General features: G+C 60.5%; 27 protein-coding genes, 1 rRNA gene and 1 pseudogene. 13 read left to right on the top strand and 16 right to left on the bottom strand.

The features are described from left to right. The first annotated feature begins 3 nt into the window (after nucleotides 1-3). The 3 genes from rrf (at nucleotide 4) to F1609_RS32945 (ending at nucleotide 1,395) form a co-directional block, all read left to right on the top strand. Nucleotides 4-116: ribosomal RNA gene (gene rrf, locus F1609_RS32955) — 5S ribosomal RNA — on the top strand. Nucleotides 117-242: 126 nt separating this feature from the next. Beyond that, nucleotides 243-707, top strand: coding sequence for a hypothetical protein (locus F1609_RS32950; protein WP_167081992.1), 465 nt, complete (start codon nucleotides 243-245; stop codon nucleotides 705-707). A 4-nt stretch (nucleotides 708-711) separates the two neighbouring features. Continuing rightward, nucleotides 712-1,395, top strand: coding sequence for a hypothetical protein (locus tag F1609_RS32945; protein ID WP_167081990.1), 684 nt, complete (start codon nucleotides 712-714; stop codon nucleotides 1,393-1,395). Nucleotides 1,396-1,425: 30 nt separating this feature from the next. Here the strand turns inward: F1609_RS32945 and F1609_RS32940 are convergent, their stop codons facing one another. Then, the gene (locus tag F1609_RS32940) at nucleotides 1,426-2,787 is read right to left on the bottom strand and encodes a sodium-dependent transporter (RefSeq protein ID WP_167081988.1); all 1,362 of its coding nucleotides are present in this window, start codon (nucleotides 2,785-2,787) and stop codon (nucleotides 1,426-1,428) included. 124 nt (nucleotides 2,788-2,911) lie between these two features. On the opposite strand from F1609_RS32940, the gene F1609_RS32935 reads away from it, so the two are divergent. The 4 genes from F1609_RS32935 (at nucleotide 2,912) to F1609_RS32920 (ending at nucleotide 7,285) form a co-directional block, all read left to right on the top strand. Further along, on the top strand, nucleotides 2,912-3,601 hold the full coding sequence (locus tag F1609_RS32935; RefSeq protein WP_167081986.1) for a response regulator transcription factor: 690 nt from the start codon (nucleotides 2,912-2,914) through the stop codon (nucleotides 3,599-3,601). After that, nucleotides 3,588-4,835 (top strand): sensor histidine kinase, encoded by a 1,248-nt coding sequence (locus tag F1609_RS32930; RefSeq protein ID WP_167081984.1) that lies wholly within the window; start codon nucleotides 3,588-3,590, stop codon nucleotides 4,833-4,835. The genes F1609_RS32935 and F1609_RS32930 overlap by 14 nt, the downstream gene beginning before the upstream one ends. A gap of 91 nt (nucleotides 4,836-4,926) precedes the next feature. Further along, nucleotides 4,927-6,567 (top strand): phosphoethanolamine transferase, encoded by a 1,641-nt coding sequence (locus F1609_RS32925; protein WP_229422186.1) that lies wholly within the window; start codon nucleotides 4,927-4,929, stop codon nucleotides 6,565-6,567. After that, on the top strand, nucleotides 6,557-7,285 hold the full coding sequence (locus F1609_RS32920) for a phosphatase PAP2 family protein (RefSeq protein WP_167081982.1): 729 nt from the start codon (nucleotides 6,557-6,559) through the stop codon (nucleotides 7,283-7,285). Before F1609_RS32925 ends, F1609_RS32920 begins: the two co-directional genes overlap by 11 nt. Nucleotides 7,286-7,326: 41 nt before the next feature. Here F1609_RS32920 and F1609_RS32915 read toward each other — a convergent pair whose 3' ends face one another. Further along, the gene (locus F1609_RS32915) at nucleotides 7,327-7,857 is read right to left on the bottom strand and encodes a Rap1a/Tai family immunity protein (RefSeq protein WP_167081980.1); all 531 of its coding nucleotides are present in this window, start codon (nucleotides 7,855-7,857) and stop codon (nucleotides 7,327-7,329) included. Between the two features lie 71 nt (nucleotides 7,858-7,928). Between F1609_RS32915 and F1609_RS32910 the strand changes: the two genes are divergently transcribed. Beyond that, nucleotides 7,929-8,441, top strand: a complete 513-nt coding sequence (locus F1609_RS32910) for a DUF3455 domain-containing protein (protein WP_167081978.1) — start codon at nucleotides 7,929-7,931, stop codon at nucleotides 8,439-8,441. On the opposite strand, the gene F1609_RS32905 is transcribed toward F1609_RS32910, so the two are convergent. From F1609_RS32905 to F1609_RS32855, 11 genes are all read right to left on the bottom strand, one after another. Then, nucleotides 8,426-9,271 (bottom strand): alpha/beta hydrolase, encoded by an 846-nt coding sequence (locus F1609_RS32905; protein WP_167081976.1) that lies wholly within the window; start codon nucleotides 9,269-9,271, stop codon nucleotides 8,426-8,428. The genes F1609_RS32910 and F1609_RS32905 overlap by 16 nt on opposite strands. Next, entirely contained in the window at nucleotides 9,271-9,615 is a 345-nt protein-coding gene (locus F1609_RS32900; RefSeq protein ID WP_167081974.1) for a DUF1840 domain-containing protein, read from the bottom strand. The genes F1609_RS32905 and F1609_RS32900 overlap by 1 nt, the downstream gene beginning before the upstream one ends. Before the next feature lie 89 nt (nucleotides 9,616-9,704). Further along, a complete protein-coding gene (locus F1609_RS32895) occupies nucleotides 9,705-11,258 on the bottom strand; it encodes a putative ABC transporter permease subunit (RefSeq protein ID WP_167081972.1) in 1,554 nt (517 codons plus the stop codon). After that, a complete protein-coding gene (locus F1609_RS32890) occupies nucleotides 11,258-11,995 on the bottom strand; it encodes an ABC transporter ATP-binding protein (protein WP_167081970.1) in 738 nt (245 codons plus the stop codon). The genes F1609_RS32895 and F1609_RS32890 overlap by 1 nt, the downstream gene beginning before the upstream one ends. After that, nucleotides 11,992-13,236 (bottom strand): MFS transporter, encoded by a 1,245-nt coding sequence (locus F1609_RS32885; protein WP_167081968.1) that lies wholly within the window; start codon nucleotides 13,234-13,236, stop codon nucleotides 11,992-11,994. Before F1609_RS32885 ends, F1609_RS32890 begins: the two co-directional genes overlap by 4 nt. A gap of 4 nt (nucleotides 13,237-13,240) precedes the next feature. Continuing rightward, entirely contained in the window at nucleotides 13,241-13,786 is a 546-nt protein-coding gene (locus F1609_RS32880) for a hypothetical protein (RefSeq protein ID WP_167081966.1), read from the bottom strand. Nucleotides 13,787-13,839: 53 nt separating this feature from the next. After that, a complete protein-coding gene (locus F1609_RS32875; RefSeq protein ID WP_167081964.1) occupies nucleotides 13,840-14,688 on the bottom strand; it encodes a class I SAM-dependent methyltransferase in 849 nt (282 codons plus the stop codon). A 187-nt stretch (nucleotides 14,689-14,875) separates the two neighbouring features. After that, nucleotides 14,876-15,199: a hypothetical protein gene (locus tag F1609_RS32870; protein WP_167081962.1), complete on the bottom strand. Its 324-nt coding sequence runs from the start codon at nucleotides 15,197-15,199 to the stop codon at nucleotides 14,876-14,878. Between the two features lie 89 nt (nucleotides 15,200-15,288). Beyond that, nucleotides 15,289-15,612 (bottom strand): hypothetical protein, encoded by a 324-nt coding sequence (locus tag F1609_RS32865; protein ID WP_167081960.1) that lies wholly within the window; start codon nucleotides 15,610-15,612, stop codon nucleotides 15,289-15,291. An 86-nt stretch (nucleotides 15,613-15,698) separates the two neighbouring features. Then, the gene (locus F1609_RS32860; RefSeq protein ID WP_167081958.1) at nucleotides 15,699-16,022 is read right to left on the bottom strand and encodes a hypothetical protein; all 324 of its coding nucleotides are present in this window, start codon (nucleotides 16,020-16,022) and stop codon (nucleotides 15,699-15,701) included. Between the two features lie 369 nt (nucleotides 16,023-16,391). After that, nucleotides 16,392-17,192 (bottom strand): metallophosphoesterase family protein, encoded by an 801-nt coding sequence (locus F1609_RS32855; RefSeq protein ID WP_167081956.1) that lies wholly within the window; start codon nucleotides 17,190-17,192, stop codon nucleotides 16,392-16,394. A gap of 790 nt (nucleotides 17,193-17,982) precedes the next feature. On the opposite strand from F1609_RS32855, the gene F1609_RS32850 reads away from it, so the two are divergent. Next, nucleotides 17,983-20,646: a TonB-dependent receptor gene (locus tag F1609_RS32850; RefSeq protein ID WP_229422185.1), complete on the top strand. Its 2,664-nt coding sequence runs from the start codon at nucleotides 17,983-17,985 to the stop codon at nucleotides 20,644-20,646. Nucleotides 20,647-20,810: 164 nt separating this feature from the next. On the opposite strand, the pseudogene F1609_RS32845 reads toward F1609_RS32850, so the two are convergent. Continuing rightward, nucleotides 20,811-21,407, bottom strand: a pseudogene (locus F1609_RS32845) (ATP-binding protein); the annotation flags it as partial. Nucleotides 21,408-21,533: 126 nt separating this feature from the next. On the opposite strand from F1609_RS32845, the gene F1609_RS35580 reads away from it, so the two are divergent. Then, nucleotides 21,534-21,839, top strand: a complete 306-nt coding sequence (locus F1609_RS35580) for a CppA family protein (RefSeq protein ID WP_502572669.1) — start codon at nucleotides 21,534-21,536, stop codon at nucleotides 21,837-21,839. A gap of 63 nt (nucleotides 21,840-21,902) precedes the next feature. Here F1609_RS35580 and F1609_RS32840 read toward each other — a convergent pair whose 3' ends face one another. Then, complete coding sequence (locus F1609_RS32840; RefSeq protein ID WP_229422184.1) at nucleotides 21,903-22,151, bottom strand: helix-turn-helix domain-containing protein; 249 nt, start codon at nucleotides 22,149-22,151, stop codon at nucleotides 21,903-21,905. A 595-nt stretch (nucleotides 22,152-22,746) separates the two neighbouring features. Here F1609_RS32840 and F1609_RS32835 point away from each other — a divergent pair. The 3 genes from F1609_RS32835 to F1609_RS32825 all read left to right on the top strand — a co-directional run bounded on the left by F1609_RS32835 (nucleotide 22,747) and on the right by F1609_RS32825 (nucleotide 25,060). After that, entirely contained in the window at nucleotides 22,747-23,154 is a 408-nt protein-coding gene (locus F1609_RS32835; RefSeq protein WP_167081950.1) for a hypothetical protein, read from the top strand. 157 nt (nucleotides 23,155-23,311) lie between these two features. Next, entirely contained in the window at nucleotides 23,312-23,692 is a 381-nt protein-coding gene (locus F1609_RS32830) for a hypothetical protein (RefSeq protein WP_167081948.1), read from the top strand. Between the two features lie 843 nt (nucleotides 23,693-24,535). Beyond that, the gene (locus F1609_RS32825; protein WP_167081946.1) at nucleotides 24,536-25,060 is read left to right on the top strand and encodes an HAD domain-containing protein; all 525 of its coding nucleotides are present in this window, start codon (nucleotides 24,536-24,538) and stop codon (nucleotides 25,058-25,060) included. Nucleotides 25,061-25,316: 256 nt separating this feature from the next. Here the strand turns inward: F1609_RS32825 and F1609_RS32820 are convergent, their stop codons facing one another. Continuing rightward, a complete protein-coding gene (locus F1609_RS32820; RefSeq protein WP_370661701.1) occupies nucleotides 25,317-26,768 on the bottom strand; it encodes a recombinase family protein in 1,452 nt (483 codons plus the stop codon). Nucleotides 26,769-26,900 lie beyond the last annotated feature (132 nt).

Below are 26,900 nucleotides of genomic sequence, written 5' to 3'. Positions count from 1 at the left end.
ATGCCTGATGACCATAGTAAATCGGTACCACCCCTTCCCATCCCGAACAGGACCGTGAAACGATTTTACGCCGATGATAGTGCTGCAACCAGTGTGAAAGTAGGTCATCGTCAGGCTAGTTATAAGAGAAAGACCCCGGTAAGCCTAAGCGCGCTCAAGATCGCGCTTAGTGCAAACCGGGGTTTTTTTTCGTCCGCGTTTTTGTATTGATCGGGAAGTTTTCTTTGTAAATGGATGTCCGCATGTTGATCGAATTCCGCTTTTCCCGCCACGACAGCGAAGAGCTCGCGACTGACTTCGACGCAGGTGAGATTGACATGCACATTGGCCAGGATCTGATTTCCTCCCGCAAACGTACTCACATGCCTAACATCATCTACATGGCGCTGTATGATTTGATGGACGGTGTTGTCAGTCTGCAGAACGGCGCAAAGAGTTTCCAGATGCAAGGCAGTCATTACGCATTCTGCGTCCATTTCCGCCGTACCAGAAAGGGCATTGTCGTCACGTATGAGGAGCGCAAATATGGCCCTGTCGCGCTGGTGGCCCTGCTCGACGCCATCCAACGTGGCCTTACCGAGTTTTTTGCCGATCCACTGAACGCGATTCCCCTTGGTGGCGCCATGGAAGGCGATTTTCTGGGCAGCTGGGACGCCTTGAAACAAGCGATGGAACAGTCTGGCCAGTTACAAAATCGGAAGAAATAAACACATGCATCCCAGAAAATCCGCAGCAATCGACCCGCTTGTGCACTGTTCCGTTGCAGAACTCATGCGCATCTATATCGAGGAAGGGCTCGTCACGTGCCCCGAAATGCTCGGCTTGCCGGACTTTTCCAGCGCTACCCTGATCGAACACGGTTTCGATCCCGTGGGTGACTACGATTATCATCTTTACGAAAAGCCTTACCGGTTTGCGGGCAGCGCTATCGAACTCAATTTTAAGGTGTATATCGAAAATGGCGTACTCGACTCCAACGGCGTCGAGTTTGGTGGTGATATGCGCGTGGAAACGCAATTGCGCCGGCTGGTAACGCTGCTTGGCCCAGGCGCAGTTCGCTCCATCGAGCTCCTGATCTTCGAAAACTTTCTTGAAGCAACGCTGCTGATCAACGATGCAGTTAACATCAATATCCATCGCTACGGCAAAAAACACGGACGCAGCAAGTTCAGCATCGGCGCCATCTCGACCGATGCCGGCTTTCGGCCAGCGTCGGCGGCGAAAAAATTCAACAGCGGCTTCTCGCGCAAGCTGTGCGACGAAACCGTGAGTCCGAGGCCGAGCGGCAGGCATGCCCGCAACCCGGCCCTGCGCAACTTGAGCGCCTGCCTGGTCCGCCTGTTCGGCAGCGCCTATCGCGAGGGGCGGCTCATTCCAGCACGTGAAAGCGCGTGACGGGCATGTTCTCCACGCTTGTGGCTGCCCTTAAAATACCTTCAAGCCCTTGAGCATCACCAGCAAAATCAGCAAGGGCGACACGTAGCGCAGCAAAAACAGCACTACGCGCGCGGTCGTCGCGTTGGACAGCGTGCCTTTGTTCGATATGGCATCGTTGAATCGGTCCGCACCCCATACCCAGCCGGCAAACAGCGCGAGCAAGATGCCTCCCAGCGGCAGCAGGATATTCGACGATACGAAATCGAAGAGGTCGAACAGATTCAGGCCGAATACCTTGACGTGGGACAGCACGCTGTTCGTCAGCGCGCACGTGGAACCGAGCAGCATCAGGCAGGCGATCGTGATCAAGGTCGCCTTCGGACGGCTCATGCCAAGACGCTCGTGCAAAATCACCACCGGCACTTCCATCAGCGACAGCATCGCGCCGGTCGCCGCGACCGCCGCCAGCACAAAGAAAACGATCATCAAGAGGTGGCCACCCGGGATTTGCGAAAACACGGCGGGAATCGTCATGAAGACCAGCGCGGGACCCGCCGATGGTTCAAATCCGAAGGTGAACACCGCAGGAAAGATCGCGATCCCCGCCAGCATGGAGACGCACAGGTCGGCGGTCATGACCCGCAAGGCTGTCTGCGGAATATTCTGATCGTCGCGAAAATAGGAGCCGTAGGTCATCATGGTTCCCATCCCCAGCGACAGCTTGAAAAACGCCAGGCCCATGGCCGTCAATACCACGCCGGCACTGATCTTGCTGAAATCCGGGCGCAGCAGGAACGCCAGGCCGTCGCCGGCTTTTTCCAGCGACAGGCTGACTCCGCACAGCAACAGCAACAGCACGAACAGGACCGGCATGAGTCTTTTGGTCAGTCCTTCGATGCCCTTGGTTACGCCAAGTAGCAAAATGCCGCCGATAAACGCCAGCACGAACCATTGCCACAACAGTGATTGAACCGGATCGCCGATCAGCGCGCCGAAGGCGTTTTCCGCCACCTGCCGCTCGCTGCTGAGAATGGAACCGTCGATGGCCTTGATGACATACGCAAACACCCAGGCGACCACTTCGGAATAGAACGACAGGATCAGGAAAGCCGCAGCCATGCCCGCCACGCCAATCAGCCACCACGGCGCCTTGCCTGGATTTAAGCGCTGCAGCGCAGTGATCGGATTGGCCTTGGCCGCACGCCCCATGGTGATTTCCGCGATCATGACCGGGATGCCGACCACCAGGGTGCACAGCACATAGATCAGCAGAAAGCCGGCACCGCCATTGGCGCCCGTCAAATAGGGGAATTTCCAGATATTGCCAAGGCCAACGGCCGAGCCGAGCGTTGCCGCCAATACCCCGAAACTGGAACTGAAACCGCCACGCTTGATAGAATCCTGAGTCATTGCTGCAATCTGTCACATTGAAAAAAGGCAGTGATTGTAGCAGTTGGGAACATACGCAGTCTGGCCCGTGCCCGCCGCCGACCGGTCCCGCCCCCCAACCGGCGCAGTGCACTAGAATAGGCCCATGCGCATCCTCATCATCGAAGACAATCCCGACATCGTGGCCAACCTGTACGGTTTCCTGGAACCGAAGGGGTATATCCTCGACTCGGCCGCCAACGGCTACGCCGGTCTGGCGCTGGCCGCGCAGCATACCTACGACGTCGTGGTCCTCGACGTCATGCTGCCCGGCCTGACCGGCCTCGACATCTGCCAGAAACTCCGAGGTGAACTGGGCAGCAACATCCCGGTCCTGATGCTGACCGCGCGCGACACTTTGCAAGACAAGGTTGCCGGCTTCGACAGCGGCGCCGACGATTACCTGGTCAAGCCATTTTCCCTGGTCGAGCTCGATATACGCCTGAAGGCCTTGCTGCGCCGCGCCAACGGCGTCGTCGGTGGCGCCGCCATCCTGCGCGTAGGCGAGCTGAGCTTTAACACGGGCACCTATGAAGCGGCGCGGGCCGGCATCCCGCTGGGGCTGACCAAAACCGGCTACATCATTCTCAAATGCCTGATGCGCGAAGCTCCCAAGGTGGTGCCGCGCCACGTGATCGAACACGCCGTCTGGGGCGACGACCGCCCCGACAGCGATGCCCTGCGCACCCACATCCACGCCCTGCGCCAGGCCCTCGACAAACCGTTTCCCTTTGCCATGCTGCGCACCATCCCCGGACTCGGCTTCAAACTGGTGAGCGCCGATGACGCCGCGTGACTCCCTGCGCCGCCGCATCGCGGTCGCCTACCTGCTGTTCGCGCTCGGCTCCTCGGTCTTCCTGGCGGCCATTGCCATCGTGGCGGTCGAGGGAATCGAGGTGCACCTGGTCGACAACCGCCTGGCCGAAGCCGCGGCCTGGGCCGCACCGCGTCACGCCGCCGGCTTGCCGGTCGCCATGCCCGCCGGCCTGAGCTTTCATCATGGCGAGGCCATTCCCGAACCACTGCGCAATCTGCCCGACGGCGTGGGCGAAGCGCACGTCGATGGCATCGGCCTGCACGTGCTGACAGTAAAAGATGAAACCGGTACCTATGTCGTGGTCGATCACGAAAGCGATTACGAAAAGATTGAGCTGGTCGTCTATTCCATGTTCGGCCTCGGGTTTATCGGCATCATGCTGTTTTCGCTGTTTCTGGGCCGCTTCATCGGGCGCCGCTTCGTGACCCCGATCACCACCCTGGCCAGCGCCGTGCGCGACAATTCCGCCGAATTGCCCCTGCTCGAACGCAGCGACGAACTCGGCGTGCTGGCGCGCGCCTTTGCCTTCCACACCAGCGAGCTGCGCACCTACCTCGAGCGCGAGCGCCTGTTCACGGGCGACGTCAGCCACGAATTGCGCACGCCGCTGACCGTGATCACCGGCGCCGCCGAAATCATCCTCGCCCAGCAGGATGCGAATCCGGCCACCGTTGCGGCGGCCGAACGCATCCTGCGCGCCGCCAACGAGGCGTCCGCCTGCGTCAACGTGCTGCTGACCCTGGCGCGCTCGCGCGACCGCATCGCCCATCCCGTCACCAGCATCGAGCAGGTCGCGCGCGCCGAAACCGAGCGCGCCCAGCCGCTCGTCGCGGGCAAGCCGGTTACGCTGCGCTTCCTCGGCGGCCCCGCCTTCGCCATCGCCGCGCCGCCCGAACTGCTGGTGGCCGCCATCGGCAACCTGATCCGCAACGCCTGCCAGTACACCACGCAGGGCGACGTCTCGGTGCGGCTCGGTGCCGATGCGGTGCTGGTCGAAGATACCGGTCCCGGCCTGCCATTGGCGGTGCGCGCCAGCTTCAACCTGGAGCCGGGCGCCGGGCCGGCGGCGAAAGGGTCGGCAGGCGCCGGCCTCGGCCTGGCCTTGGTGCGGCGCATCTGCGAGTACCTCGGCGCCACCCTGGTGTTCCGCGAGCGCGCGGGCGGCGGCAGCATCGTCGAGATCCGCTTCAATCCTGATTTAACGCTATCTTAACGCCCGGTTGACGCCGGCTTGATGTCCGGAACGGTATCTTCGCCAAGGTGTGTCGCCTTGCCAGGCGGCATCGCTGACCCTGGAGAATCCGTTGACATTGACTACCACGCCGCGCATCCACGCTTCCTTGCTCATCCTGGGCGCCTCGGTGTTCCTGCTCAGCGCCTATAACGCCAATTTCTGGCGCACGTTTGTCAGCGCGACCGGCGGACTCGGCTTGTCGCACCTGCCGCTGCACCTGGGCAGTTTTGTCCTGCTGGTGCTCTTGTTCAATGCCTGCCTGAACCTCATCAATTTCCGTTTCGTCGTCAAGCCCCTGCTGGTGCTGCTGTTCATGGCCACCTCGGCCACGTACTACTTCATGAACGAATACGGCACCGCGATCGACAAGTCGATGATCCAGAATGTGCTCGAAACCGACGTCCACGAAGCGTTCGAATTGCTGAACTGGAAGCTGCTGCTGACCATCACCTTGCTCGGCATCGTGCCCTCGATGCTGGTCTGGCGCACGCAGATCCTGTTTTGCGCGGGAAAGCGCGGCCTCATCCTGCAAGGCGCCAACATCGGCGGATCCTTGCTGGTGGCGGCGCTGCTCTTGTTGTTGTTCTTCAAGAGCCTGGCGCCCGCGCTGCGCGAACACCGCGAACTGCGCTTCCTGCTGGCGCCGACGAATTACATCCAGGCCATCAACGGCTACCTCAAACAGCAGCGCGCACGGGCACTGGTGGTCGCGCCGCTGGGCATGGACGCGACCAGGCACGCCAGCGCCGGCGCTAACAGCCAGCGCTCGGTCACCCTGATCGTGGTCGGCGAAACCGCGCGCGCCGCCAATTTTTCGCTCAACGGCTACGCGCGCGTCACCAATCCGCAACTGGCGCAGCAGCCCGATCTGCTCAACTTTACCGATGTGCAATCGTGCGGCACGGCGACGGCGGTCTCGGTGCCCTGCGTGTTTTCGGCCCTCGGCCGCGAACACTATGCCGACGACAAGGCCCGCGCGCAGCAGGGCTTGCTCGATGTGCTGGCGCATGCCGGCTTTGGCGTCCTGTGGCGCGACAATAATTCCGGCTGCAAGGGCGCCTGCGACCGGGTCGAGTACGAAGACCTGTCGCAAGCCGATCCCGGCAACACATGGTGCGTCGACGACGAATGCTACGACGAACGCCTGCTCGACGGCTTGCCCGAGCTGATCAGCAAGGCGCGCAAGGACCTGGTGATCGTGCTGCACCAGAAAGGCAGCCACGGCCCCGCCTACTGGAAGCGTGCGCCCGCCGCCTTCCAACGCTTCGGCCCGGTATGCCGGACCAACCAGCTCGAATCGTGCTCGCGCGAATCGATCGTGGCCGCCTACGACAACTCGATCCTGTACACCGACCACTTCCTCAACCAGGCTATCGAATTGCTGAAAGCGGCCGGCGAGAAGGAGCGCGTCAGCACCGCCATGCTGTATTTTTCCGACCATGGCGAATCGCTCGGCGAACATAATATGTACCTGCACGGCGCGCCGTATGTGATTTCCCCGGTCGAGCAGCGTGCAGTGCCGTTCATGCTGTGGTTGTCGGAAGATTTCCGTTCGCGCTACCATATCGACCAGCGCTGCCTGGCGGCCCGCACCGGACAATCGTTCTCGCACGACAATGTATTCCACACGGTGCTGGGCATGCACCGCATCGGCACGGCGGTCTACAACCCCGGCCTCGACATCGTGGGACCGTGCACGCATGAAGCATAAACGGCTGGCATTGGCGCTGGCCGGCAGCGCACTGGCGATCGCGTGGATCAACGCCTTCACCGACCTCGACCTCATGCTGGCGCAGGCCATGTTCGATCCGGCCAGCGCCACCTTTCCGTGGCGCCATGCGTGGTTTGCCGATACCTTCAGCCATGTCTGGGCCAAGGCGGTACTGCTGACCCTGGCCGGCGCCGTGGTGCTGAGCGCCGTGTTCGACCTGCTGTGGCCGCGCGCAGCCTGGACGGCGCCTTTCCGCCTGCGCTTGCGCGTGGTGGCGCTGTCGGCCGTGTTGGTGCCATCCTGGATCAGCGCGCTGAAATACGTGAGCGCCTCGCATTGCCCCTGGGACCTGGCGCTGTTCGGCGGCGGCGAAACCTATGTGCCCTTGTTTGAGCCAGCCTTGCCGTACGCCACCGTCGGCCACTGCATGCCGGCCGGGCATGCGTCGAGCGCATTGTGGCTGGTGTCGCTGGCCGTGTTCTGGCTGCCGCACCAGCCGCGCACCGCGCTGCGCGTGGGCACGGCCATGCTCGGCGTCGGATTTGCCCTGGGCTGGGTGCAGCAGCTGCGCGGCGCCCATTTTCTGACCCACACGTTATGGTCGATGTGGTGGACTTGCCTGATCGTCAGCCTGTTGTACCTGCTGCTGGTCGAGCGCAACTGGCTGCTCAGCCGATGTTCACCGGATCTCAAGACCGCCGAGATGCGCACGCCGTGAATGGTGGCGTGCGCTGCTGGAAAGAAGGGCGAACGCAGGCTTCATTGCGTACTCCGGACCGTGGCGCACGGAAAACGCTCGTGCAATACCTTGATGACCAAGGGCGCGGCCGGGCCTTTGCGCTGCGCGGGTGTCAGTCTTTTGAGTGCTGAAACGATATCCTCGTTCAATTCCTTCCAAAACACGCCAGTAAAGCACCACTGCGTGCCCTCGCCCGCGTCCCTGACGCCATTGACGTAGCCACGCGCGGTTTCATGGCTGATCAAATCGGCTCCCCTGATAAAAGGATCTTCACTCTCACTGGGCGGTCCCGCCAGGTCGCGCAGCAGTGCCTCGCCTGTGACGGCACTGGGGTTTGGTTTTGTCGCTGACATGGCGCTGGCGGAGTTGAAAATAGCGGTGCCCGCCACGCACAGCCATATCAAGGCGCGTACCGCCCGCCTGCCGGCCGTGGCGCTAGCGTGGACCGTTATTGCCATATTGTCTCGTATATTAAGTAATATTATTTTTACTTTAACATGGAGGGAGCTCCCGGTCATCGTGTTTTTAAATGGCAAATCGCTTGAATCCATTCGTCCGCGCCATGCGTATATGGCTATGTGCCGCGCATGTTGCGCCGCCTTACCATGACTGGGAGAACCCGATGAAACGTATTTCTGTTGGCCTGATTGCCGTCCTGTTGTCGTCCAGCGCCTTTGCCGCCGACCCGGCCCCGATCGCCGTCCCCGCCGGCAACACGCTGGCCCTGACCGTGCTCGGCGCGGGCGACCTGGCCTACGAATGCAAGGTCAAGGCCGGCACCCCCGGCGCCCACGAATGGGTGTTCGCCGGTCCGACCGCCGTCCTGTACGACAAGACCAGCAAGGCCGCGATCGGCAAATACTATGCCGGCCCGACCTGGGAAGCGAACGATGGCAGCAAGGTCGGCGGCAAGCAGCTCGGCGTGAGCCCGTCGGGCAATGCGGCCTCGATTCCGCTGCAACTGGTGCAAGCGGCGCCATCGAGCGGCAGCGGCGCCATGAACGGCATCACCTTTATCCAGCGCATGAATACCAAGGGCGGCATTGCGCCGGCCGACGCCTGCGGCGCCGACAATGTTGGGGCGAAGAAAATGGTCAGGTACGAAGCCGACTACCTGTTCTACAAGGTTTCCTGAGCGGCAAGCCAGGCGCGCAGGTCCGCCAGCGGGCGGGCCGCGTCGAGCTCATTGAAGATTTCGTGATACATCGCGTCGTACACATGCAGCTGCGCCAGGCCCGGCGGCAGGTGCGCGGCGAAACGGCGCACGCCCTCCGGGTCGACCAGGCGGTCGTCGCCGGCCGCCAGCAGCAGCGCCGGCACGGTCAACTTGCCGGCGTTCGCGTGGCAATAATCAATTGAACGCAACATCGAGCGCATCAGGCGCGCACTGATTTTGCCGTGCACCAGCGGATCGGCTTGGTAGGCCGCCACCACAGCCGGATCGTGCGACAGCCAGCGCGCCGGCAAGCCGTTCGGCACCGCCAGCGAGGGCGCCAGCGTGTGCAAGGTATCGAGCAGCAGCTTTTGCAGGCGCGACAGGCGCAGCGCCAGTGCCGGCGAGGACAGGATCAGCCCGCGCAAAGGCGACACGCCAGACAAGGCAAAGCGCGCCGCGAACAAGCCGCCCATGCTGTGGCCAAACAAAAAGGGAGGCCGGCGAAAGCGCGCGGCAAACTCGTCGATGACGATTTCGGCGTCCTGCAGGATGGGATCGCCGTTGATGACATCGCCGCGCTTGCCTTGCGAGCGGCCATGGCCGCGGTGGTCGTAGCAGCGCACCGACAGGCCGCAATCGTTGAGAAACCCGGCCAGGTGGCGATAGCGTCCGCTATGCTCGCCCAGGCCATGCATGATCACCACGCTGCCGCGCAGCGGCGAGGCCGGCAGCAGGTAGTCGCTGACGTGCAGCAAGGTGCCGTCAGCGGCAACGAGCTGGTGGCTGTGTTGCGCCACCAGCGCGGACATCAGACGCCCCAGACCACGTCGTGACCGCCGGCCTTGGCCGCGCGCAGCATTTCCAGCAGCGGATACGCGCGGGTCGAAAAACTGACCGCCTGGATTTCTTCGTGGTTGGCGTCGTCGCCGTCTTCGTTGTGATGCGCGTGAACATCGCGCTCGACATCTTCGGACACCGAATGCTGGCGGCTCTCGGTAATTTCTTTTTCGAGAACCTGCAGGGCGTGCGGTGCCTCGGCTGCCGTAATGACGCCCTGGTCGACATCTTTATGGAGCAACTCGAGGATGCGTTTTGCGTGTTCCTTGTACATCAAAACTTCTGATGCTGCTTTGGAGGTGAAGGTAATTAACATAGGAACTTTCTAATTATGCGTACATGGTGAAACGATAACACGAACCGGGGTTTTTAGTCGTGACGGTACGCGTCGCGGCGTGCTGCGCGTCAAACGGGTTGCACCCGAAAAAAACGCGCCGTTGCCGCGAAAGCAATCAGCAGCAGGGCGTTCATCACCGCGCCGAGCACGACCGGTGGCTGCCAGCCGTGCTCGACACCATACACCAGCAGGAAGCTGATGCCGGCCCAGCCGGCGCCGCTCAGCAGTTCGAAGATGGTGCAGGCCAGGTTGGACTTGCCGCGCCGCTTGAAGTCGCCACGTGCCGCCGGCCGGCTGCACCATGCCACCACTTGCGCGCTGTTGAGCGCGCACAGGCCGAAGGCGAGCAGCATGATGGCCGCCTGCGCCGGTTGTCTTAGCGCCAGCCAGCACAGCGGCGCCAGCGCCAGCGCCAGCGGCGGGAGCACCACCGCGGCCAGCTTGGCGTGCCGGATCGCGCCGTCGCTGCATGGCGCGCTGCGCAACAGGTCGGGCGCGTCTTCGGCCGCCATCACGATCCAGGCCAGCGAGGCACTGAGCGAGCCGCCCAGGAACGCCAGCGCCGCCGCCACCGCCGGCAGCGAGACCGCGCGTCCGAGCAGCAGCGGCGCCAGCAAGGGCAGCAGGTACAGCAGTTGCAGTCCGACCTGGGCGATCAATTGCGGATCGCGCCAGATCAGGCGCCATTCCTTGATGATGATGGTGCGCGCCAGACCACGTCCGAAGCGAAAACGCAGGCCGCCCGCGGGCGCCCTGGCCACCCGCACCGCGCTGGCGGCCTGCTGCACGCTGCGCACGAAAAAGCCATGCGCAAGGCGCGCCGTCAGTATCAACACGGCGCCGCCGGCGGCGAGCAGCAGCAGCGCCGGCAGCGGCATGCCCAGCGCCGCCCTGGCGGGCAGCCAGGCCAGGCTGTCGGCATCGAGCGCGGCGCCCTCGCCGAGCAGCGGCGCGAGGCGCATGGTCAAGCCCCGCAAGGCCGGCCCGAGCGGACTGTTGGACGCCTGCGCCAGCAAGAAGATGGCGGCGCCCGAGAGCGCGCCAAGCAGCTGCGCCGTCACGCGCGTGCGCCGCACGCCCAGCCAGCGCACCAGGCCCAGGGTGAGCAGCATCGAAGCCGAGGCCGACACCAGAGTCAGGCCGACGATGGCCGGATACAATCCCAGCCAGCGGAACTGCCCGAGCACGATGCCGGCGTGCGCGAACGGCGCCAGGAAAAACAGGTACAGCGCGGCGCTGCCGGCCGCGATCGCCGCCAGGCGCACGCTGAACACGCTGGTCGACGGCAGCGGCGACGACAGCAGCAGGTCCAGATCGCGCCGTTCGAACAGCGCCGTCACGCTGGCATTGAGGCCGCTCGACATCATCATCGTGAACACCCCGATCATCAGCACGCTGACCGTTTGCAGCAGCGCGTGCGGCGGCGGGGCGGCGGGAATCCTGGCGTTATCGAGCACCATGAAGGCGAAGCCGTGCATCAGCGCGGCCAGGATCAGCCACACCGCCAGCGCCTTTTTGTTGATGCCCTTGCTGGCCCCGTCCTTGCGCGTGCCCAGCACCTCGAACACGTAAAGACGCAGTTCGTGCCGCAGCAGCCACAGGGCGCTGCCGGCGCGCGCCATCAGCCTTTCCCCGTCAGGTGCAGGAACACGTCTTCCAGGGTGCCGCCCTGGGACTGGGCGCGCAGCTGGTCGAGCGTGCCCTCGGCGATCAGGCGTCCGTGCTCGATGATGCCGATGCGCTGCGCCAGCCGTTCGGCCACTTCCAGGATATGGGTGGTGAGGATCACCGTGCCGCCGCCGGCCACGTGCGCCAGCAGCAGGTCCTTGACCTGGCGCGCGGCGGCCGCGTCCAACCCGGTCAAGGGTTCGTCCAGGATCAGCAGGCGCGGCTCGTGAATCAGCGCGCCGGCCAGCGCCAGCTTTTGCTTCATCCCGCGCGAAAAGCCTTCGGTCAGTTCGTGCGCATGCGCCGTCAGGTCGAGCCAGTCGAGCAGGCGGCGCGCGCGCGGTTCGGCGTCAATGGCCTCGATGCCCCACAGGCCGGCCACGAACTCCAGGTATTCGGTCGGCTTGAGTTTGGCGTACAGCATCGGGTCGTCCGGCAGGTAAGCCATGCTGCGCTTGGCCGCGGCCGGGTCGCGCCCGAGGTCCACGCCGAACACCTCGATGCGGCCGGCGTCCGGCGCCAGCAGCCCGGCCACCATGCGCAAGGTGGTGGTCTTGCCGGCGCCGTTGGGGCCGAGCAGGGCATACAGCTCGCCGCGCCGCACCGTCAGGTCCAGCCGGTCGACGGCAGGGCGGCCGAAGTGCTTGCTCAGTGCTGTCAGCTTTAATGCGTCGCCGGTCTCTGGATTCATTTGCTCGGGTTGTCGGGTTGGGCGCGGTTGAAGGTGAAGAACGCCAGTGCGCCGGCCTGCAGCAGCACGGCGATGGCGAGGGTGGCGCGAAAGGCGTCGGGCGCTTCTGCCCCATGCTCCTTGAACAGGTCGACCACGACGCCGAAGCCCCACTGGGTGGCAAAGGCGCCGATGAACAGTTGCAGGTTGTAGGCCGAGTTGGCGCGCCCCGCCAGCGCGGCCGGGAAGGCCAGCGCCACGTGCGACTGCACCAGGGTGGTGACCGGCACGCAGGCCGCCAGCAATAGCCAGAGCAGCCAGGCCGTCGGCGCGCGGGTAAGCAGCATGGCCGCCTGTGCCAGCACCATGCCGCCAATGCCGATGCCGATGATGCGGTGCGTGTTCCAGCCGCGCGCCACCAGCCGCGGCGCGGCCCAGCCGAGCGCCAGGTAGGACAGCAGCAGTACCAGGTTGAAGGCGAACAGGATGCGGCCGGTCTCCTGCGCGCTTTTGCCCAGCACCGTCGTCATCCACGGTCCGGCCCACAGGGTTTGCAGCGCGAAGAAAATGCCGTGATTGAGCAGGCCCGGCACGCCCATGCGCCAGAAATAGGCACTGCCGAAAATGCGCCGGTAGCCGCCGTCGTCCGGCGCCGCGCCGCCTTTGGGCGCGCTATCGGCGAACTGGCGTTCGACCTCGCGCAGCGAAAAGAAGATGGCGCCGGCGACCGCCAGCAGCAGGGCCGCGACCACCCAGAAAATGCCGCGCCAGCCGATCGCCGGCAACGCCATGGCGACCGGCACGGTGGCGCTGAGCGCGCCCGAGGTGCCGGCCACCAGCATCCAGCTGGCCAGCTGGCTCTGGCGCTCGGGCGGGAACCACTGGCGGTAGGCCTTGAAGGCCGCCATCAGGCAGGCCGATACGCCGATCCCGATCAGGGCGCGCCCCAGCCACAGGCCGGCCAGCGAACTGCTGGTCGCAAACACCGCCGCGCCCACGGCGGCGCACAGCAGCAGGGTCGATTCGGTGCGGCGCGCGCCGTATTTGTCGAGCCAGACGCCGAGCGGCAGCTGCATGGCGCCGAAGCTGACAAAATAGGCCGACGACAGCAGGCCCAGGTCGGCGTTCGACAGGCCCATCTCGGCCACCAGCGCCGGCGCGATGACGGCGTTGACCGCCCGCAGCGCGTACGACAGCAGGTAGCCCAGCGCAAAGCACAGGAACACGCGCGCCGCGCGCGCACCGCTCAAGGTCGCGCCCACGCGCTTACTGGAGTTTGAAAGACGACATGAACATATCGACCTGCTCCTGCGACATGGCCTTGTCGGGGCCCATCACGATGACCTGGTAAAAGCGCTTGTTGCGCGATTCAAAATGGCCGACCAGGCGCATCGGCGCACCCTTTTGCACGCCGCTCGCGTCGATGTCGATGGCGCTCGAACGCGCCGTGCTGCTGCCGGCGATGGCCGAGGACTTGCCCTGCTTTTCACTCTTGATGGTGGCGCCGATATTGCGCACCAGCGCCGTCTTCATGGCCGCCACCGCCGCTTCGGCCTTGTCGGCATCTGGCGCTTCGCCGCTGCCGACGGCGAACATGACGCCCTCGACCTGGGCCGCGGTCATGGTCATCTTGACCGTCATGCCGTTCAGGTCGACGTCGCGCGCGTGGGTGGCCGGTTTGTCGGGGAACATGACGCGGAAGGGCGCATCCTGGCTGCTGTAGTCGCGCCAGTTGTATTGGGGGCTGCAGGCGGCCAGCGCAAGGCTGGCCAGCAGGGTGACGATGAGGGGCTTGAAAAAAGGGATTCGCATTCTCCAATGTTAGCAGGAATGCGCAGTCTCCCGGGCGTGTTGATGCGGCTTTGTCAGCGCGCTTTGCTGGTGCGCAGCAGCGCGTACATATTGTCGCTGAACGGGGTGGTGTCGAGCGCGTTCATGCGCACCACGTCCAGGCCGGCGCGCGCGGCCATCGCGCGCAGGGTCTTGGGCGTGAAGTAGTTGACGTGGTCGGGCCAGCGAAAGCCGCTCCAGCGCGGACCGCGGATCATCCGGTTGTAGCAGGCGAAGTTGGGCACCTTGACGATGATGGTGCCGTCCGCCTTGAGCCGCTTGCGGCAGTTTTCCAGCACTTCGAGCGGACTGGCTTCGTGTTCGAGGTAGGAGGCCATGACGATCACGTCGAAATAGTTGTCGTCGAAACGCAGCACGCCATCCTGGGCCGAGGCGTGCACGCAGCGTCCGCCCAGCGGGCGCAGCTTGTCGTCCGACAGGGTCGAGAGCGCAAGCGAAATTTCCACCCCGTGCGGCGCGACCCGGCTGCGCAGGGCCGGCGGCAGCGAGGTCATCAGCGTTTGCAGCAGCTCGCCCCAGCCGCAGCCGACGTCGAGCACATTGATGCGCGCCGATGGCGAGGCGGCGATCAGCTGGTTCAGGATGCCCAGCACTTTGTTGCGCTTGAGTACCTTGGCGCGGAAGCGCTTGAGCATGGTGCTGAAGGCGTAGCGGATCGGCTCGGCCTGCTTGCGGGCCGCAGATTCCTTGCTGAAGGTCACTTCGTAGGCGTAGGTTTCGCTCAGTTCTTCGTAGGCGGGCGGATTGGCCAGGAAGATGATGTCGGTCTCGGCGCATTGCTTGAGCACCCAGGGCGCCGGCGCATAGTCCAGATCATGTTCGCGGCCCTGCACGGCCAGTAAAGGAGAAAAACGCTGAACCAAGATAGGTACCCCGACAAGGTTTGCTGGCCGCTGGCGGATGCTTGCGGGCACGGGGCTGCGCCGGGTGTGGCGCCGATGCCCGATGTGCATACTAACATCAGGCAATCTTCCGTGCATGCAATTTTGCAACCAAGTTCGGAGCGATGCGCTATGGCACGAAAACTTCGCAGGGGGGCATCGCAAAGCACTATTCCGACCTGGCAAAATCGCACGTTTCACACAAATAAAGTCTTGACTTGATGTTGCCTGTCAATCGAAACATAAGCCAGCTGGATGGCGGCAGGCACAGCAGTATTCCAAAAGCAACAAGTTCAAGATCCTGCAAGGAGGGAACATTCAAAAGGACGATTACCGCAATAAACAATACGAAACTTGCATTGATGAGTCTTTCGCCGTTTCGCAATAATTGATGTTGTAAGCAGGTGTTATCAGGTAGATCGAAATGTAGCCATGTGGTAGCTCCGCATTGAGGACAGGCTATTTCGGGTGCTGGCATACCATCAATGTTCATCTCGCGTTCCTGTGTTTGGGTGTTTGTGGAAAATTTGCGGCAGGACCGATGCTGATCACCGGCTGCTTGGGAGTGGCGCAGCCGCAAAGTTATTCTGAGCTAAAAAAACCGCAACTTTCGCACAAATGAAGTGTAGACCGGATATGGTCGGTCAATCGAATTACAAGCAAGCTTAATGGCGCGAGACACAAAAATATTCCAACAGCAATAAATCCAAGCTCCTGCAGAGCGGAAAAAATGAAAAGGTAGCTGGCCGCAACAAAAACAGCGAAACTTCCAGAAATGAGTGTTTTTCCTTTTAGCAACAATTGATGTTGTAAGCGGGTGTTTCCAGGTATATCAAAATGTCGCCATTTGGTAGCTCCGCATTGAGGACATTCCATTTCGGATACTGGCACACCATCGATGTTCATTTCGCGTTCCTGTGTTTGGGTGTTTGTGGACAATTGCGCAGGACCGGTGCTGATCACCGGCTGGTTGGGAGTGGCGCTCCGCAAAGTTATTCTGAGCTGAAAAAACCGCAACTTTCGCACAAATGAAGTGTCGTCCTGATATGATCGCCCAATCGCATTAAAAGAAAGGTTAATGGCACAAGGCATAAGACCATTCCAACGGCAATTAAAGCAAGCTCTTGCAGAGCGGGAAAAATGAAAAGGAAGCCTACCGCAATAAATACATAGACTGTTGCATTAATGAGTCTCTCGCAGTGTCGCAACAATTGATGTTGTAAGCAGGTGTTAGCAGGCAGATCGAAATGTCGCCAATTGGTAGCTCCGCATTGAGGACAAGCCAGTTCGGGTACTGGCAGAAAATCGATGTTCATCTCGCGTTCCTGTTTGGGTGTTTGCGGATAATTTGCGGCCTGTAGATGTGTTATTTTTTTGCAGGGGACTTCGCCACTTGCGCCTTTTGTCTTGATAGTGTGCTACTACGGTGGTAATTGGAAGCGCCAAGCTTGGCATCTCGTAAGCGACGGATTTAGCGAACATATTATAGATGGTTCTGTCGCATTAGCTAACGGCGGCGGGGCAATCATGTCAACTGCGGCGCCCGAACCTAAGACGAGTCGATATGCTCAACGCCAATGGAATGCGCTTTCCTATCGATGTGATTCTGAATGGTCCGTCCAGTTTGAGGCCATAGTGCGACTCCAGGAAAATTCCGTCGTTCGTTCAACAATGCGATAGAACCCTCAGGAAACGCCGATGCCTTCGTCCAGCTCGACGATGAAGCCGGGATCGAAGCGGGCATTCTCGGTGCCGCCGGTGCGCGTCTTGTAGCCGCACGGGTTCGACACCACCCGGCATTTGCCGATCCGATAGTCGACCGGATCGTGCATGTGGCCGTGCACCCAGAGGTCGGCCAGGCTGGCCAGCTGGTCCAGCCGCGAGGCATACGCGGCCGAAAAGCGCGACGTCGCGTACGCCTGCGGCACCGAGCGCATCGATGGCGCCATGTGGGTGATCACCACGGTCGGGCCGGCAAACGGTTCGGCCAGCCTGGTGCGCAGCCAGGATAGCTGGAGCGCGTGGAACATGGCGGTGTCGGCCGCGCGCAGCTTGCGGTAGTTGTGCCCGGCCAGGCGGATGCGCTTGTAATCGTTCATGAGCGCCTCGGCTTCGCGCATGGCCGCCTGGCGGTCGTCGTCGCCGAACAGGCGGAAATCGGTCCACAGGGTGGCGCCCAGGAAGCGCACATTGCCGATGATTTTTTCGTCGCAGGAAAGAAAGTGGACGTTGGCGGATTGCGCGCTCGCCGCCCGCAACTCGGCTTGCACGCTGTCGAGATGATGGCCGTAGCCTTCGTGGTTGCCGTGCACGTACAGCACCGGCAAGCCCGCGAAATTGCGCTCGGCCCACGGCAGCGCCCTGGCACCGGTGTCGATGTCGCCGGCCAGGATGACCACATCAGGCCGGCTTTCGGCCGGCTCGATGGCGGGTGCTGTCTCGCGCCAGAGTTCGTGATGCAGGTCGGAAAGGATGAGCAGGCGCATGGGGACGGCGGGACGAAAAGAACAGTCTTTCATACTAGCCTATCGCAGGCCGCGCCGCGACCCGTCGCTGCTCGACAGGGGGCTGGGCGTAACGCCGGGGCAGGTGAAAAGCGCTGTCGCAGGCACCCGATTGGCGCTTGCGCAACAGGGGTTTGAAAGCGGCTTGGATCGATAAAACGATGCGCTGCGCAGGCGCTGAAAGTCGCCTCTATCAATACCGCGACTTAAGCGGATTGTTAGCCGGAACGACGCTCCGTATTTACTTCCGGTGTAATCGGCGCGAATTAAGGGAGTCTTAACGAACGCGCTTTTGAAGAAAAAGGCGAGGTCGCGTGAATTCCGCCGCGATTTTTCCGAAATTTCAGTCAGGCGCAAGTGCGGGCAAAATTCATGCAAGTTCGTCTATCTGTCGTCAAATGCATTTCTTCAGCAGGCTCAGTGACAACTTTTCTTGCCTCCGAATACACATTGTTATGGCATCAATTGTTGTTTTCTAGATATACGTACAAGATCAATAATTGACAGGAAACAGGACGTAATGGTTATATATGTGATCGAAGATTTGAATTTCCGGCAAATCTCGCGAACACGTCCGAGAGACGATTACAAATATAATTAATCGGTGGCCGTTTCGCCTCACGAGAGCGGAACGCGATCAACTACTTACAAAATGAGGAGCTTTGCAATGATGGTGGAGACAAGATTGTCGCGGTCGATTCGTATCATGTTCATTGGCGGCGGTATGGCGCTGAGCATGCAGATGGCAAATGCGCAGACTGCAGGCGACGGCATGCAAAAAGTAGAAATCACGGGTTCGAGCATCAAACGCGCTGAAGCCGAAACCATTTCGGTGGTTCAGACGCTCAGCCGCAAGGACATCGAGCAGACCGGCAAGACCTCGATCGCCGAAGTCGTGCGCAGTATTTCCGCCGACAACAACGGTAGTATCAGCGGTTCGTTCACCAACGGCTTCGCCGGCAGCGCATCGGGCGTATCCCTGCGCGGCCTGAGCGTGTCCTCGACCCTGGTCCTGATCAACGGCCGCCGCACCGCCCCGTACGGCTTCGGCGATGACGGCCAGCGCAGCTTCGTCGATTTGAATTCGATCCCGCTCGACGCGGTCGATCGCATCGACATCCTGAAAGACGGCGCATCGGCCATTTACGGTTCGGACGCGATCGCCGGCGTGGTCAACGTGATCCTGCGCCAGAATTATGTGGGTAAAACCATTTCCGCCAGCACCGGCATCTCGGGCGAGCGCGACGGCAACGTGAACAGCATTTCCGGCGCGGTCGGCTTCGGCGACTTGGCTGCAGACAAATATAACGTCTTCATGACGGTCGACGCCAAACAACAAAAACGCATCGACCAGAACAGCCGCGACAAATGGCTGGGCCAGGCTGATGCGCGTCCATGGGGCGGCCGCGACCAGCGCGCCGGCCACACTACCGCCGGTAACGCAGGCGGCAGCAGCTTCCTCGGCACCCTGCGTCCGCTGAGCGCGACAGGTGTGCCAGGCAAGGTCACCAACCTGCCGGGCAGCTGCGATCCGATCAATCTCGATCCGACCGGCGGCACCGCGCACGACAATACCGGCGGCGGTTGCTTGTGGGATCCGGTCGATTACGCGACCATCCAGCCAGAAACCAAAAACCTGAACGTGTTCGCCCGCGGCACGCTGGCGCTGGGTGAAACCACCCAGGCCTACGCCGAAGTCGGCGTGTTCAAGTCGGAAGCGAAAACCTACACCACCCCATCGGGCCTGACCGGCGCCGGCTTTGACCTGGTCAATGCACGCGTCAACAATACCAATTCGGGTCCCGATCAACTGCTGATGCCAGCCAACCACCCGGACAATTTCCTCGGCGTGGCGGCACGTCCGCGCTGGGTCGACGCATCGCGTCCACGCGCTTCCGACATGGAATCGACGGTCACCCGCGTTCTGGCCGGCGTGAAGGGTAACTTCGCCGACTGGGATTACGACACCGGCGTGCTGTACGCGGAAAGCAAGACCGACAAGACGCAGAACGGCTACTACCGCACCAGCGCGCTGCGCACGGCGCTGAACAACGGTACCTTCCGCATCGGCAAGGGCGTCATCAACAACGCCGATGTGCTGGCGCTGGTATCGCCAACCCTGTTCAACTCGGGTATCACGAAAAGCACCTCGTTCGACTTCAAGGCATCGCGTGAACTGATGGAACTGCCTGGCGGTAAGATGGGCATCGCCGTCGGCGCCGAGTACCGCAAGGAAAAAACCGACAGCCAGGCAACGCCTTTCACCGACACCAACGATATCGCCGGTCTGGGCTATTCGGCATCGAAGGGTTCGCGCAATGTCACCGCGCTGTACACCGAGCTGGCCGTACCGGTCCTGAAAACGGTGGAACTGCAGTTCGCGCTGCGTACCGATGATTACTCCGATTATGGCCGTTCGACGACGCCGAAAGTCGGCTTCAAGTTCACCCCGAGTTCGACCCTGGCATTCCGCGGTACCTACGCCGAAGGCTTCCGCGCACCAAGCGCCGCCGAAAACGGCGACAGCGCGGTGGCGGCGTTCACCAACATCGCCAACGATCCGATCCGTTGCCCTGTTACCAAGCTGACCCTGGACTGCTCGACCCAATCGGTTGGCGCGATCACCATCGGCAACAAGAACATCAAGCCGGAAGAGTCGAAGAGCTACAGCCTGGGCATGGTCATCGAGCCGGTCAAGAACGTGAACCTGTCGCTGGACTTGTGGCAGATCGTGCGTACGGGCGAAATCAACGGTTCCGATCCTGGCGCCGTAGTCGACAACCCGGCCGGCTATCCTGACGCTCAGATCGTGCGCGGCGAAGCCACCACCAACTTCCCGAACCTGCCAGGCCAGATCCTGATGGTCAAGGCGCCGTACCTGAATGCCGGTGAAACCAAGACCTCCGGCGTCGACCTCGACCTGCGCGGCCGCCTGAACCTGGGCGCCAACGGCAAGCTGAGCTCCGGCGTGACCGTGACCTACATGAAAGAATTCACCCGTACCAATGCCGACGGCACGGTACTGGAATTCGCAGGCACCCACGGCGACGTCAACCTGTCCGGCAACGGCGGCACCCCGAAAACCAAGGTCCGCTTCACCCTCGGTTGGGAAAATGGTCCGTTCCAGTTGACCAGCAATGTCAACTACGTCAGCAGCATCAGCAACACCAACCAGGTTGGCGGCGAGTGCCTGGACGTGGATGAAAACGACGTTGCGCTGCTGAACTGCCGTATCGCCTCGTTCACCACGCTCGACACCTTCGGCAAATGGGCGTTCTCGAAAAACTTCGAGATCACCGCCTCGGTCAGCAACCTGCTGAACAAAAAAGCACCGCTGGACGTGCAGACCTACGGCCGTATCAACTACAACCCGTCGCTGCACCAGACGGGCGCAGTTGGCCGTTACTTCACGCTGGCAGGACGTTACACGTTCTAATTGCTGGTTAGCAGGACCGCAGCCGGAGCGGCTGCCGTCCACCCTGCGGGGTGGTGCGGCGGCCGCTCCGGCTTTTTTTTGTCCGCACGACGACATGACGCGCGCGGCGATCAATTTTTTCACCCGGTTCGACCGCATCGCCTCACGCGACTATTTCAAGCGGCTCACGGCTCGCGCAGCCCGCGCCGCAGCTGGATCGCCTCGGAAACATGCTCGGCCAGGATGACCGGCGCATCGGCCAGGTCGGCGATGGTGCGCGCCACTTTCAGCACGCGGTGATACACGCGCGCCGACCAGTTCAGGTGCAGCATGGCCTGGCGCAGCACCGCCGCGCCGGCCTCGTCCGGCCGGCAATGCCGTTCCACCTCCCCCGTGATCAAGCCCTGGTTCTGCTTGCCCTGGCGCGCCAGCTGGCGCTGGTGGGCGAGCGCCACGCGCGCGGCGATGACGCTGCTCGGTTCGCCGTCGGCGTCCGCCAGCAGGGTATCGGGACGCAGCGCCGCCACTTCGATCTGGATATCGATGCGGTCGAGCAGCGGCCCCGAAATGCGGCCCTGGTAGCGCAGCACGGCGTCGCTGGTGCAATCGCACTTGCCCGACGGATGGCCCAGGAAACCGCAAGGGCAGGGGTTCATCGCCGCGATCAACTGAAAGCGCGCCGGAAAATCCGACTGGCGCGCCGCGCGCGAGATCGTCACCCGGCCCGATTCCATCGGCTGGCGCAGCACTTCCAGCACGCGCCGGTCGAACTCGGGCATTTTGCTTTCTTGCACAGTTCTAGCCCAATCTTGTCCATTTTCAGAATCACATGCGGTCGTGCGGTTTTGGGATTAATATTTCTCGAGACATAGAAGGTGCGCCAGCAGGCGCGCCGTGCCGTGTGTCGCATGCGAGCACGCATGCGACACGCTGCCCAGAGGGCAGCAACGCTTTTTGGAGCAGTTATGGAAGTGATTGTTGAGTCTGAGCGCGACCAACGTATTTTGGACTGGTTGATTTCGCAAGTAGGGACTGAAGGAGTCTCTGCCGCGTGTTCCGCGCTTGCCGGCGGGCGGCGGACCTACGTTTCGAACGTCGCGAAGGCGTTGGGTTTAGTGCCGCCAGAAGGCTTGCTTCAGACTCCTGCCACTAGCGCAAGGCAGAAGCTTTCGACGCTTAAGGATTTGCTCCGTCAAAGTCCAAGGGGACCCTAAGAAGGCGGGCAGGGCCCCAGCGCCCGCCCAACTAGGCGCAACCTTTCATGACAAGGCGCAATTTTACACGGACAAATTTTGTTCTTGTATTTCTTCGCACACAAGTTCTACCAATTTGCCCGCGTCGACTCGCAGGCCTGTCGCCACTTTTAACACCGTTTCAAGTGAAGGGGCCTTTTCCCCTAGTTCAAGCAACGATATGTACTTTCGCTGCAGTTCGGCCTCAAGTCCTAGTTGCTCTTGAGTCATTTCCGCCTCTGTCCGCAATCGCCGCAACACTGCGCCAAAAGCCACTGCAATTTTTGAATCCAAAGTTCCCCCTATAGTGGGAGAAATCTCTCAGATGCGGTACCATATGTCTTCCCTCTATAGGGGGAATTGTTTTTTAGAAGACGCACACAGCTCATTATTTAGTGTAGCAAGTGAATGATGGGCCGCACTGCACAATTTGGATTTGAAAATGTCAATAGCTCACTTGCAATCATACTTCGCGACGCGGACCGGGCGTGAAATCTTGCCTGAAGAATGGCCGTTGGACGTTCTAATTTCCCTCGCGAGGGAACTCGCTTTCTTAGATGAAGGCAGACTTCAGCACGCTGATATTCATCAGCTAAAGACATGCCTTTGCGACCTGATAGAGCGGCTCCTGAGCATGCAATCTATCACCAGGTTGCGGCGCTTTAGAGAGAACCAGGATGAGTTTCTTACAGCGCTTGTCGAAGAACTCAACAGGAATATCCGCAACGAAATTGTCATTCGGTTCATCGAACATCGCTCGAGGAAAGTCGAATTGGAGGAGGCGTTCGATGGAGTCTTCTTGGAAGAATCTGCTTCCACGTAAGCATCTAGCGACCGCTAATACTGCTGCCAGAGGCTCTAAAAGAACACCTGAGAGAGGAACTGAAGAATGAGCGACATCGAGAAATTAGAATTGCCATCAAACACAGACGATGCTGAGTACGCCCAACTCCCTGCGGGGTTCCCCCGCCCGCATAGTGCGGGAGCACTGCCGGGCGCCCAACAAAAATTCGTGGCGGTCGAGTACGAAGGCCGCTTCTACAGTCCCGGTTGCACTCCGCCGGAGCTGCACCAACGCTGGCAGCACTGCATGCAATACGTACCGCAATTCGTGACGAGCTGTATTGAAACCAAAAAAGGCAAGCGGGCGCATATGTCAGAGATGGAGATTCTCGACCAATACCAGACGCGCCTCATCGAATCTGGGTGGGTCAGCGCCGACGAAGCCCGCTGGGTGATTCGTGAGACCGCACAAATTTTGGGTTGGCCGATGCGGGAGGCAGCACATGGCGACTGACGACTTCGAGCCAGTTGGGGCCTGCCACTTATGCGCGAGCAAGAAGCGGAGACACTGGAAAACATCGCGCCACGTGCGCACGACGAGCCGTAGGACACGCTTGAATTCAGTTGCACACTGAAGGATATGCTCGCCACGCACGCGCCAAAGCTCGAGGATGACGCAATCGCTTGACTTTATCCGCAATGAACAGGAAATTCACATGCCAATATGGGAAACTATACCGGTCACTGACCAGCCAACGCTCACCCTGGAGCGTTGGTCAATCTACGAGCTCCCGGATGGCGACCGCCACTTAGTCGGCTGGGCAATCGAAAATCGCGAAGGCCGGGTCAGCTCGCGGATAGAGCAATTTGACATCAGCACGATGTGCGGAGTGACTTCGACTGGAAGAGTGTACAAACTCGACGGGAGGCCAGGCCTCAATATGGATGCCGAATACACATGGAATAACTGGCGTGCCATCAATGACGTCGAGTCCTTCGTCAACGTCAGCCAAGTAGTCTGGGCTGAGCATGAGAATGAGCTCTCCAATTAAGGCCACCAACCGTCGTTCAGGTAGCTGTCGAAAAGACTGGCGTCACGTGGAATTATTTGTGGCCATTGAGCGTAGCTTAGCAAATGAAGAAATTGGAAAGTTTAAGTGTGTCGAGTGCGGCCGGGTGCATGCCGTCATTTACGAGAACGGCGCCATCGCCGCTGTTACCGATTCAACGAGTATCTTGCGGCACCGGGCCTTGACACACAGATTGAATTCAGCGGTGGGCCAGCCTCGCTTGAGATGTGCAAACAGTGCTTCATTTGCGGTGCCTCTGCTGCCAGTTCTATTTTCTACCGCATCGTCTCCCCGGCAGAGGGGTTAGACATGAAGAGCTTGGCGGTCGCCTAAACGTCAAGCGTATCAATCGTCGCGCTGGTTTGCCGGGTTGAGTTATGTCGCGATAGCACGGGAGCAATGATGTCAAAGTTTTTTAGCGAAGAAATCGAGAGCAACTCGCATACCATCGGCCAATTCTTTGCTTGCCTCAAGCACACATTTGAAAGCGCGGTTGACGCTGAACAGCTAGATGTTTTCCCGGATATATCCCGCTGTTTACCAGTCCTGCAGCAAGCATCCGCAGAAGACCTTGCTTGCATCCGAAAAATTCTTCGATACGTGATGCGCGAGTTCGACTGTCGGCTAAAACGAGGTAGCAGTGTTCACAGAAAAAACCCGCAAGTGCCGTCTGCGAGGGGTGGAAATCGAAGTTTTCGACGACGGAAGTTTATGCGGGCGTTTTCGGCTAAGCGCTTCACGAAAGAATGAGCTATTTTCCCAAGTGCCAGACCGCCAGGCGCACCGGCGAGGGACGATTCTTAACATTTGTATAGGAGGTCATTGATGAAGGCAGTAGTAATTTTAGACTTCGACGATGTACTTGCCGTACATCGAGTGTACACTTCGTCACATGTGCTGGCCGCATTCAAGAACTCCACGCTCGACGACACCCCGGCAATGTGGGACCACATTTTTCACTACTCCGCCCGGACGAATTTGCGCACACTGCATGATGAATTCACGCCCGAATATGTCATCAGTTCTTCATGGACGCTGCACTTTGACCGCGCACAAATTTGCGAAGTTCTGCGACGTACTGGCCTCGATTTTGTCGTCGATAACTTACACCAGGATTGGTGCACTCCGCGCGACAGCGCCTCCTATCGGTTGACGGAAATCGAGGGATGGCTCGATACCCACGCGCTCGGAACGCCGCGTCCGTTCGTCATCCTGGACGACCTGATGAGCGGGCAATCCTTGCCCGGCTCTCACCTTGAAGAGCGGGCAGTGCTGTGTGATGCTTCGGTGGGTTTCACGCATCCGAAACTGCGTTCGGCTCAGAAAATCCTTCGCGACCAACTCCGCTGACCTACGCGCTCACGAACATGAACGCCTTCACCTTGTTGGCGGATTCATGAGTGCGGCTCGTCAAGCTGGCTGGGCCGAAGCCGGGATTTTTGAGGTTACGAAGCTGGCGAAATCCAGCCACAATTGCCCCCTGCACGAGGTGCTTGGAGTTTTCTGTCTGGAGCCAAGTCGGCGTTTTCGACGCTAGTTTCGTGGTCCATTCTTGTTTGGCTTCACGGCAATCCCCCATGCATTTATGTCTTTTCAGTAGTTCGCGTTATCGTGGCCGCGCCGGAAGCCCGAACATCGCTTCCAAACTATCGTGCCGAAATTTCCACTCTCCGCCAGGGTCCTCACCTCGCAATGTAATCATGTGTCCCGTCGGTTCCAACAATGGAAAGAGATAGTAGTGACGAACTACGATGCTTCCAATTTCCATTTGCAGCGCGATGGTGAAATGTGCTGGTGGCTTGCCGGTCGTGGGGATTTTCCATCTCACGTTGCCGCCAATGTCGATGCGGGCGCGAGCTACAACTATCTTAACCGTGACGGCCTCGTTAATTAGAAGTGTCCCTGGATGGGCTATCAATCTCGCGGTGCCACCCGCTTGGTCAATGAGCATTCTGACCTTCGAGATTGTTGAGAGCAGGGTGCTGCGGATGGCTCGTCGAGTCGTCACGAAATCGAAGCTAGTTGCGCTATCGACGCCGGCTAGAGTATAGGCGTGCAGCAGGCTGCCGAACTTGATGCCAAATAGTTTGGCGTTGGGAATGCCAGGAAATTCTGTGATTAGATTCGAAGTGATGCGTCCGTGCTTTCGAAAAACTCGGCGAAGCATTTCAAGGAGCTCATCGTCCGTCGGCCCTTGCTGCCGGCGCCGACGAACTTCAGCAGCGCGGTCGAATAACGCGTGCGTTATCAGCGCGGGAAATTGGTCATTCCTCCGTATCCATTCCTCGGCCGGATTGTGGACGACATCTCTGCTAAGTTTGAAGGAACGGCGATTGAAGACCAGATTGCCAAGGTACTTCTCGTTCGTGAGAATCCCCCGTATCAGCCAGGCCGTCCATGGCCTCGTTGTCTCACTTGGCACCGCTAGTTCGTTCAGGCGAGCGGCAATCGCGGTATCGCCCAGACCATCAGTGACATACCATTTGTAGATGCGACGGACTACGGCAACTTCATGGGCCGGGCCGAGGGCGAACTGAACGCGGTCCGTCAGTGCTCCTTTTCTTTCCCCAAGTTCAAGAGTCTTTTTCTGGCGGCCATCCGCACCGAACGTAGCTCTACGCAGCGCGTATCCAGCTGTGCCGCCCTGCTTGAATCCGAGCGCGGTGAATTCGCACTGGGCCATGAAGACTTTTTCGGAGAGCTCCCGGCTGTATTCAGCTGCCATGGCGCGCTTCAGTGATTTCAAGATTGAGCTGAGTGGGGAGCCATCATTCTGAAATTGCTCGGCGCAGTAGACCACGTCGATGCCGTGGCTGCGGCAGACATACTCGTAGTAAGCGCTCTCATCAACGTCTTGGAATCGACCCCAGCGAGTGACGTCGTGTACGAGAATCACGCCGAACGTTGCTTCGCCCGTTTGAACATCCTCGATTAGCTGGAGTAGCCCAGTGCGCCCCTTGATGCGCAAGCCGCTTTTTCCTTCGTCCATATACTGGCGGACAATTTCAATTCCTCGCTCGGTTGCGTAGATTTCCATGCGGGTGCGCTGGTGATGAATCGAATAGTGCTGTGGTCAAGTAATTTCGGACACCACGATAGGTTCGCGTACTGCCATTTTCCGTTCGTAGACGGCGGGCGACAGATTGCCCAATGCTGAATTGATGCGTTTGCAGTTGTAGAAGCCGACGAT

The sequence above is a fragment of the Massilia aquatica genome, assembly GCF_011682045.1.
GTDB lineage: Bacteria > Pseudomonadota > Gammaproteobacteria > Burkholderiales > Burkholderiaceae_D > Telluria_A > Telluria_A aquatica.
This window is presented reverse-complemented; position numbering and strand designations above follow the sequence as displayed.

What these genes read in the sequence shown, in the direction of transcription:
- F1609_RS32950 (WP_167081992.1), top strand. Translation starts at nt 243, where the DNA reads ATGTTGATCGAATTCCGCTTTTCCCGCCACGACAGCGAAGAGCTCGCG.
- F1609_RS32945 (WP_167081990.1), top strand. Translation starts at nt 712, where the DNA reads ATGCATCCCAGAAAATCCGCAGCAATCGACCCGCTTGTGCACTGTTCC.
- F1609_RS32940 (WP_167081988.1), bottom strand. Translation starts at nt 2,787, where the DNA reads ATGACTCAGGATTCTATCAAGCGTGGCGGTTTCAGTTCCAGTTTCGGG.
- F1609_RS32935 (WP_167081986.1), top strand. Translation starts at nt 2,912, where the DNA reads ATGCGCATCCTCATCATCGAAGACAATCCCGACATCGTGGCCAACCTG.
- F1609_RS32930 (WP_167081984.1), top strand. Translation starts at nt 3,588, where the DNA reads ATGACGCCGCGTGACTCCCTGCGCCGCCGCATCGCGGTCGCCTACCTG.
- F1609_RS32920 (WP_167081982.1), top strand. Translation starts at nt 6,557, where the DNA reads ATGAAGCATAAACGGCTGGCATTGGCGCTGGCCGGCAGCGCACTGGCG.
- F1609_RS32915 (WP_167081980.1), bottom strand. Translation starts at nt 7,857, where the DNA reads ATGGATTCAAGCGATTTGCCATTTAAAAACACGATGACCGGGAGCTCC.
- F1609_RS32910 (WP_167081978.1), top strand. Translation starts at nt 7,929, where the DNA reads ATGAAACGTATTTCTGTTGGCCTGATTGCCGTCCTGTTGTCGTCCAGC.
- F1609_RS32905 (WP_167081976.1), bottom strand. Translation starts at nt 9,271, where the DNA reads ATGTCCGCGCTGGTGGCGCAACACAGCCACCAGCTCGTTGCCGCTGAC.
- F1609_RS32900 (WP_167081974.1), bottom strand. Translation starts at nt 9,615, where the DNA reads ATGTTAATTACCTTCACCTCCAAAGCAGCATCAGAAGTTTTGATGTAC.
- F1609_RS32895 (WP_167081972.1), bottom strand. Translation starts at nt 11,258, where the DNA reads ATGGCGCGCGCCGGCAGCGCCCTGTGGCTGCTGCGGCACGAACTGCGT.
- F1609_RS32890 (WP_167081970.1), bottom strand. Translation starts at nt 11,995, where the DNA reads ATGAATCCAGAGACCGGCGACGCATTAAAGCTGACAGCACTGAGCAAG.
- F1609_RS32880 (WP_167081966.1), bottom strand. Translation starts at nt 13,786, where the DNA reads ATGCGAATCCCTTTTTTCAAGCCCCTCATCGTCACCCTGCTGGCCAGC.
- F1609_RS32870 (WP_167081962.1), bottom strand. Translation starts at nt 15,199, where the DNA reads ATGAACATTGATGGTATGCCAGCACCCGAAATAGCCTGTCCTCAATGC.
- F1609_RS32865 (WP_167081960.1), bottom strand. Translation starts at nt 15,612, where the DNA reads ATGAACATCGATGGTGTGCCAGTATCCGAAATGGAATGTCCTCAATGC.
- F1609_RS32860 (WP_167081958.1), bottom strand. Translation starts at nt 16,022, where the DNA reads ATGAACATCGATTTTCTGCCAGTACCCGAACTGGCTTGTCCTCAATGC.
- F1609_RS32855 (WP_167081956.1), bottom strand. Translation starts at nt 17,192, where the DNA reads ATGCGCCTGCTCATCCTTTCCGACCTGCATCACGAACTCTGGCGCGAG.
- F1609_RS32850 (WP_229422185.1), top strand. Translation starts at nt 17,983, where the DNA reads ATGCAAAAAGTAGAAATCACGGGTTCGAGCATCAAACGCGCTGAAGCC.
- F1609_RS35580 (WP_502572669.1), top strand. Translation starts at nt 21,534, where the DNA reads ATGCGAGCACGCATGCGACACGCTGCCCAGAGGGCAGCAACGCTTTTT.
- F1609_RS32835 (WP_167081950.1), top strand. Translation starts at nt 22,747, where the DNA reads ATGAGCGACATCGAGAAATTAGAATTGCCATCAAACACAGACGATGCT.
- F1609_RS32830 (WP_167081948.1), top strand. Translation starts at nt 23,312, where the DNA reads ATGACGCAATCGCTTGACTTTATCCGCAATGAACAGGAAATTCACATG.
- F1609_RS32825 (WP_167081946.1), top strand. Translation starts at nt 24,536, where the DNA reads ATGAAGGCAGTAGTAATTTTAGACTTCGACGATGTACTTGCCGTACAT.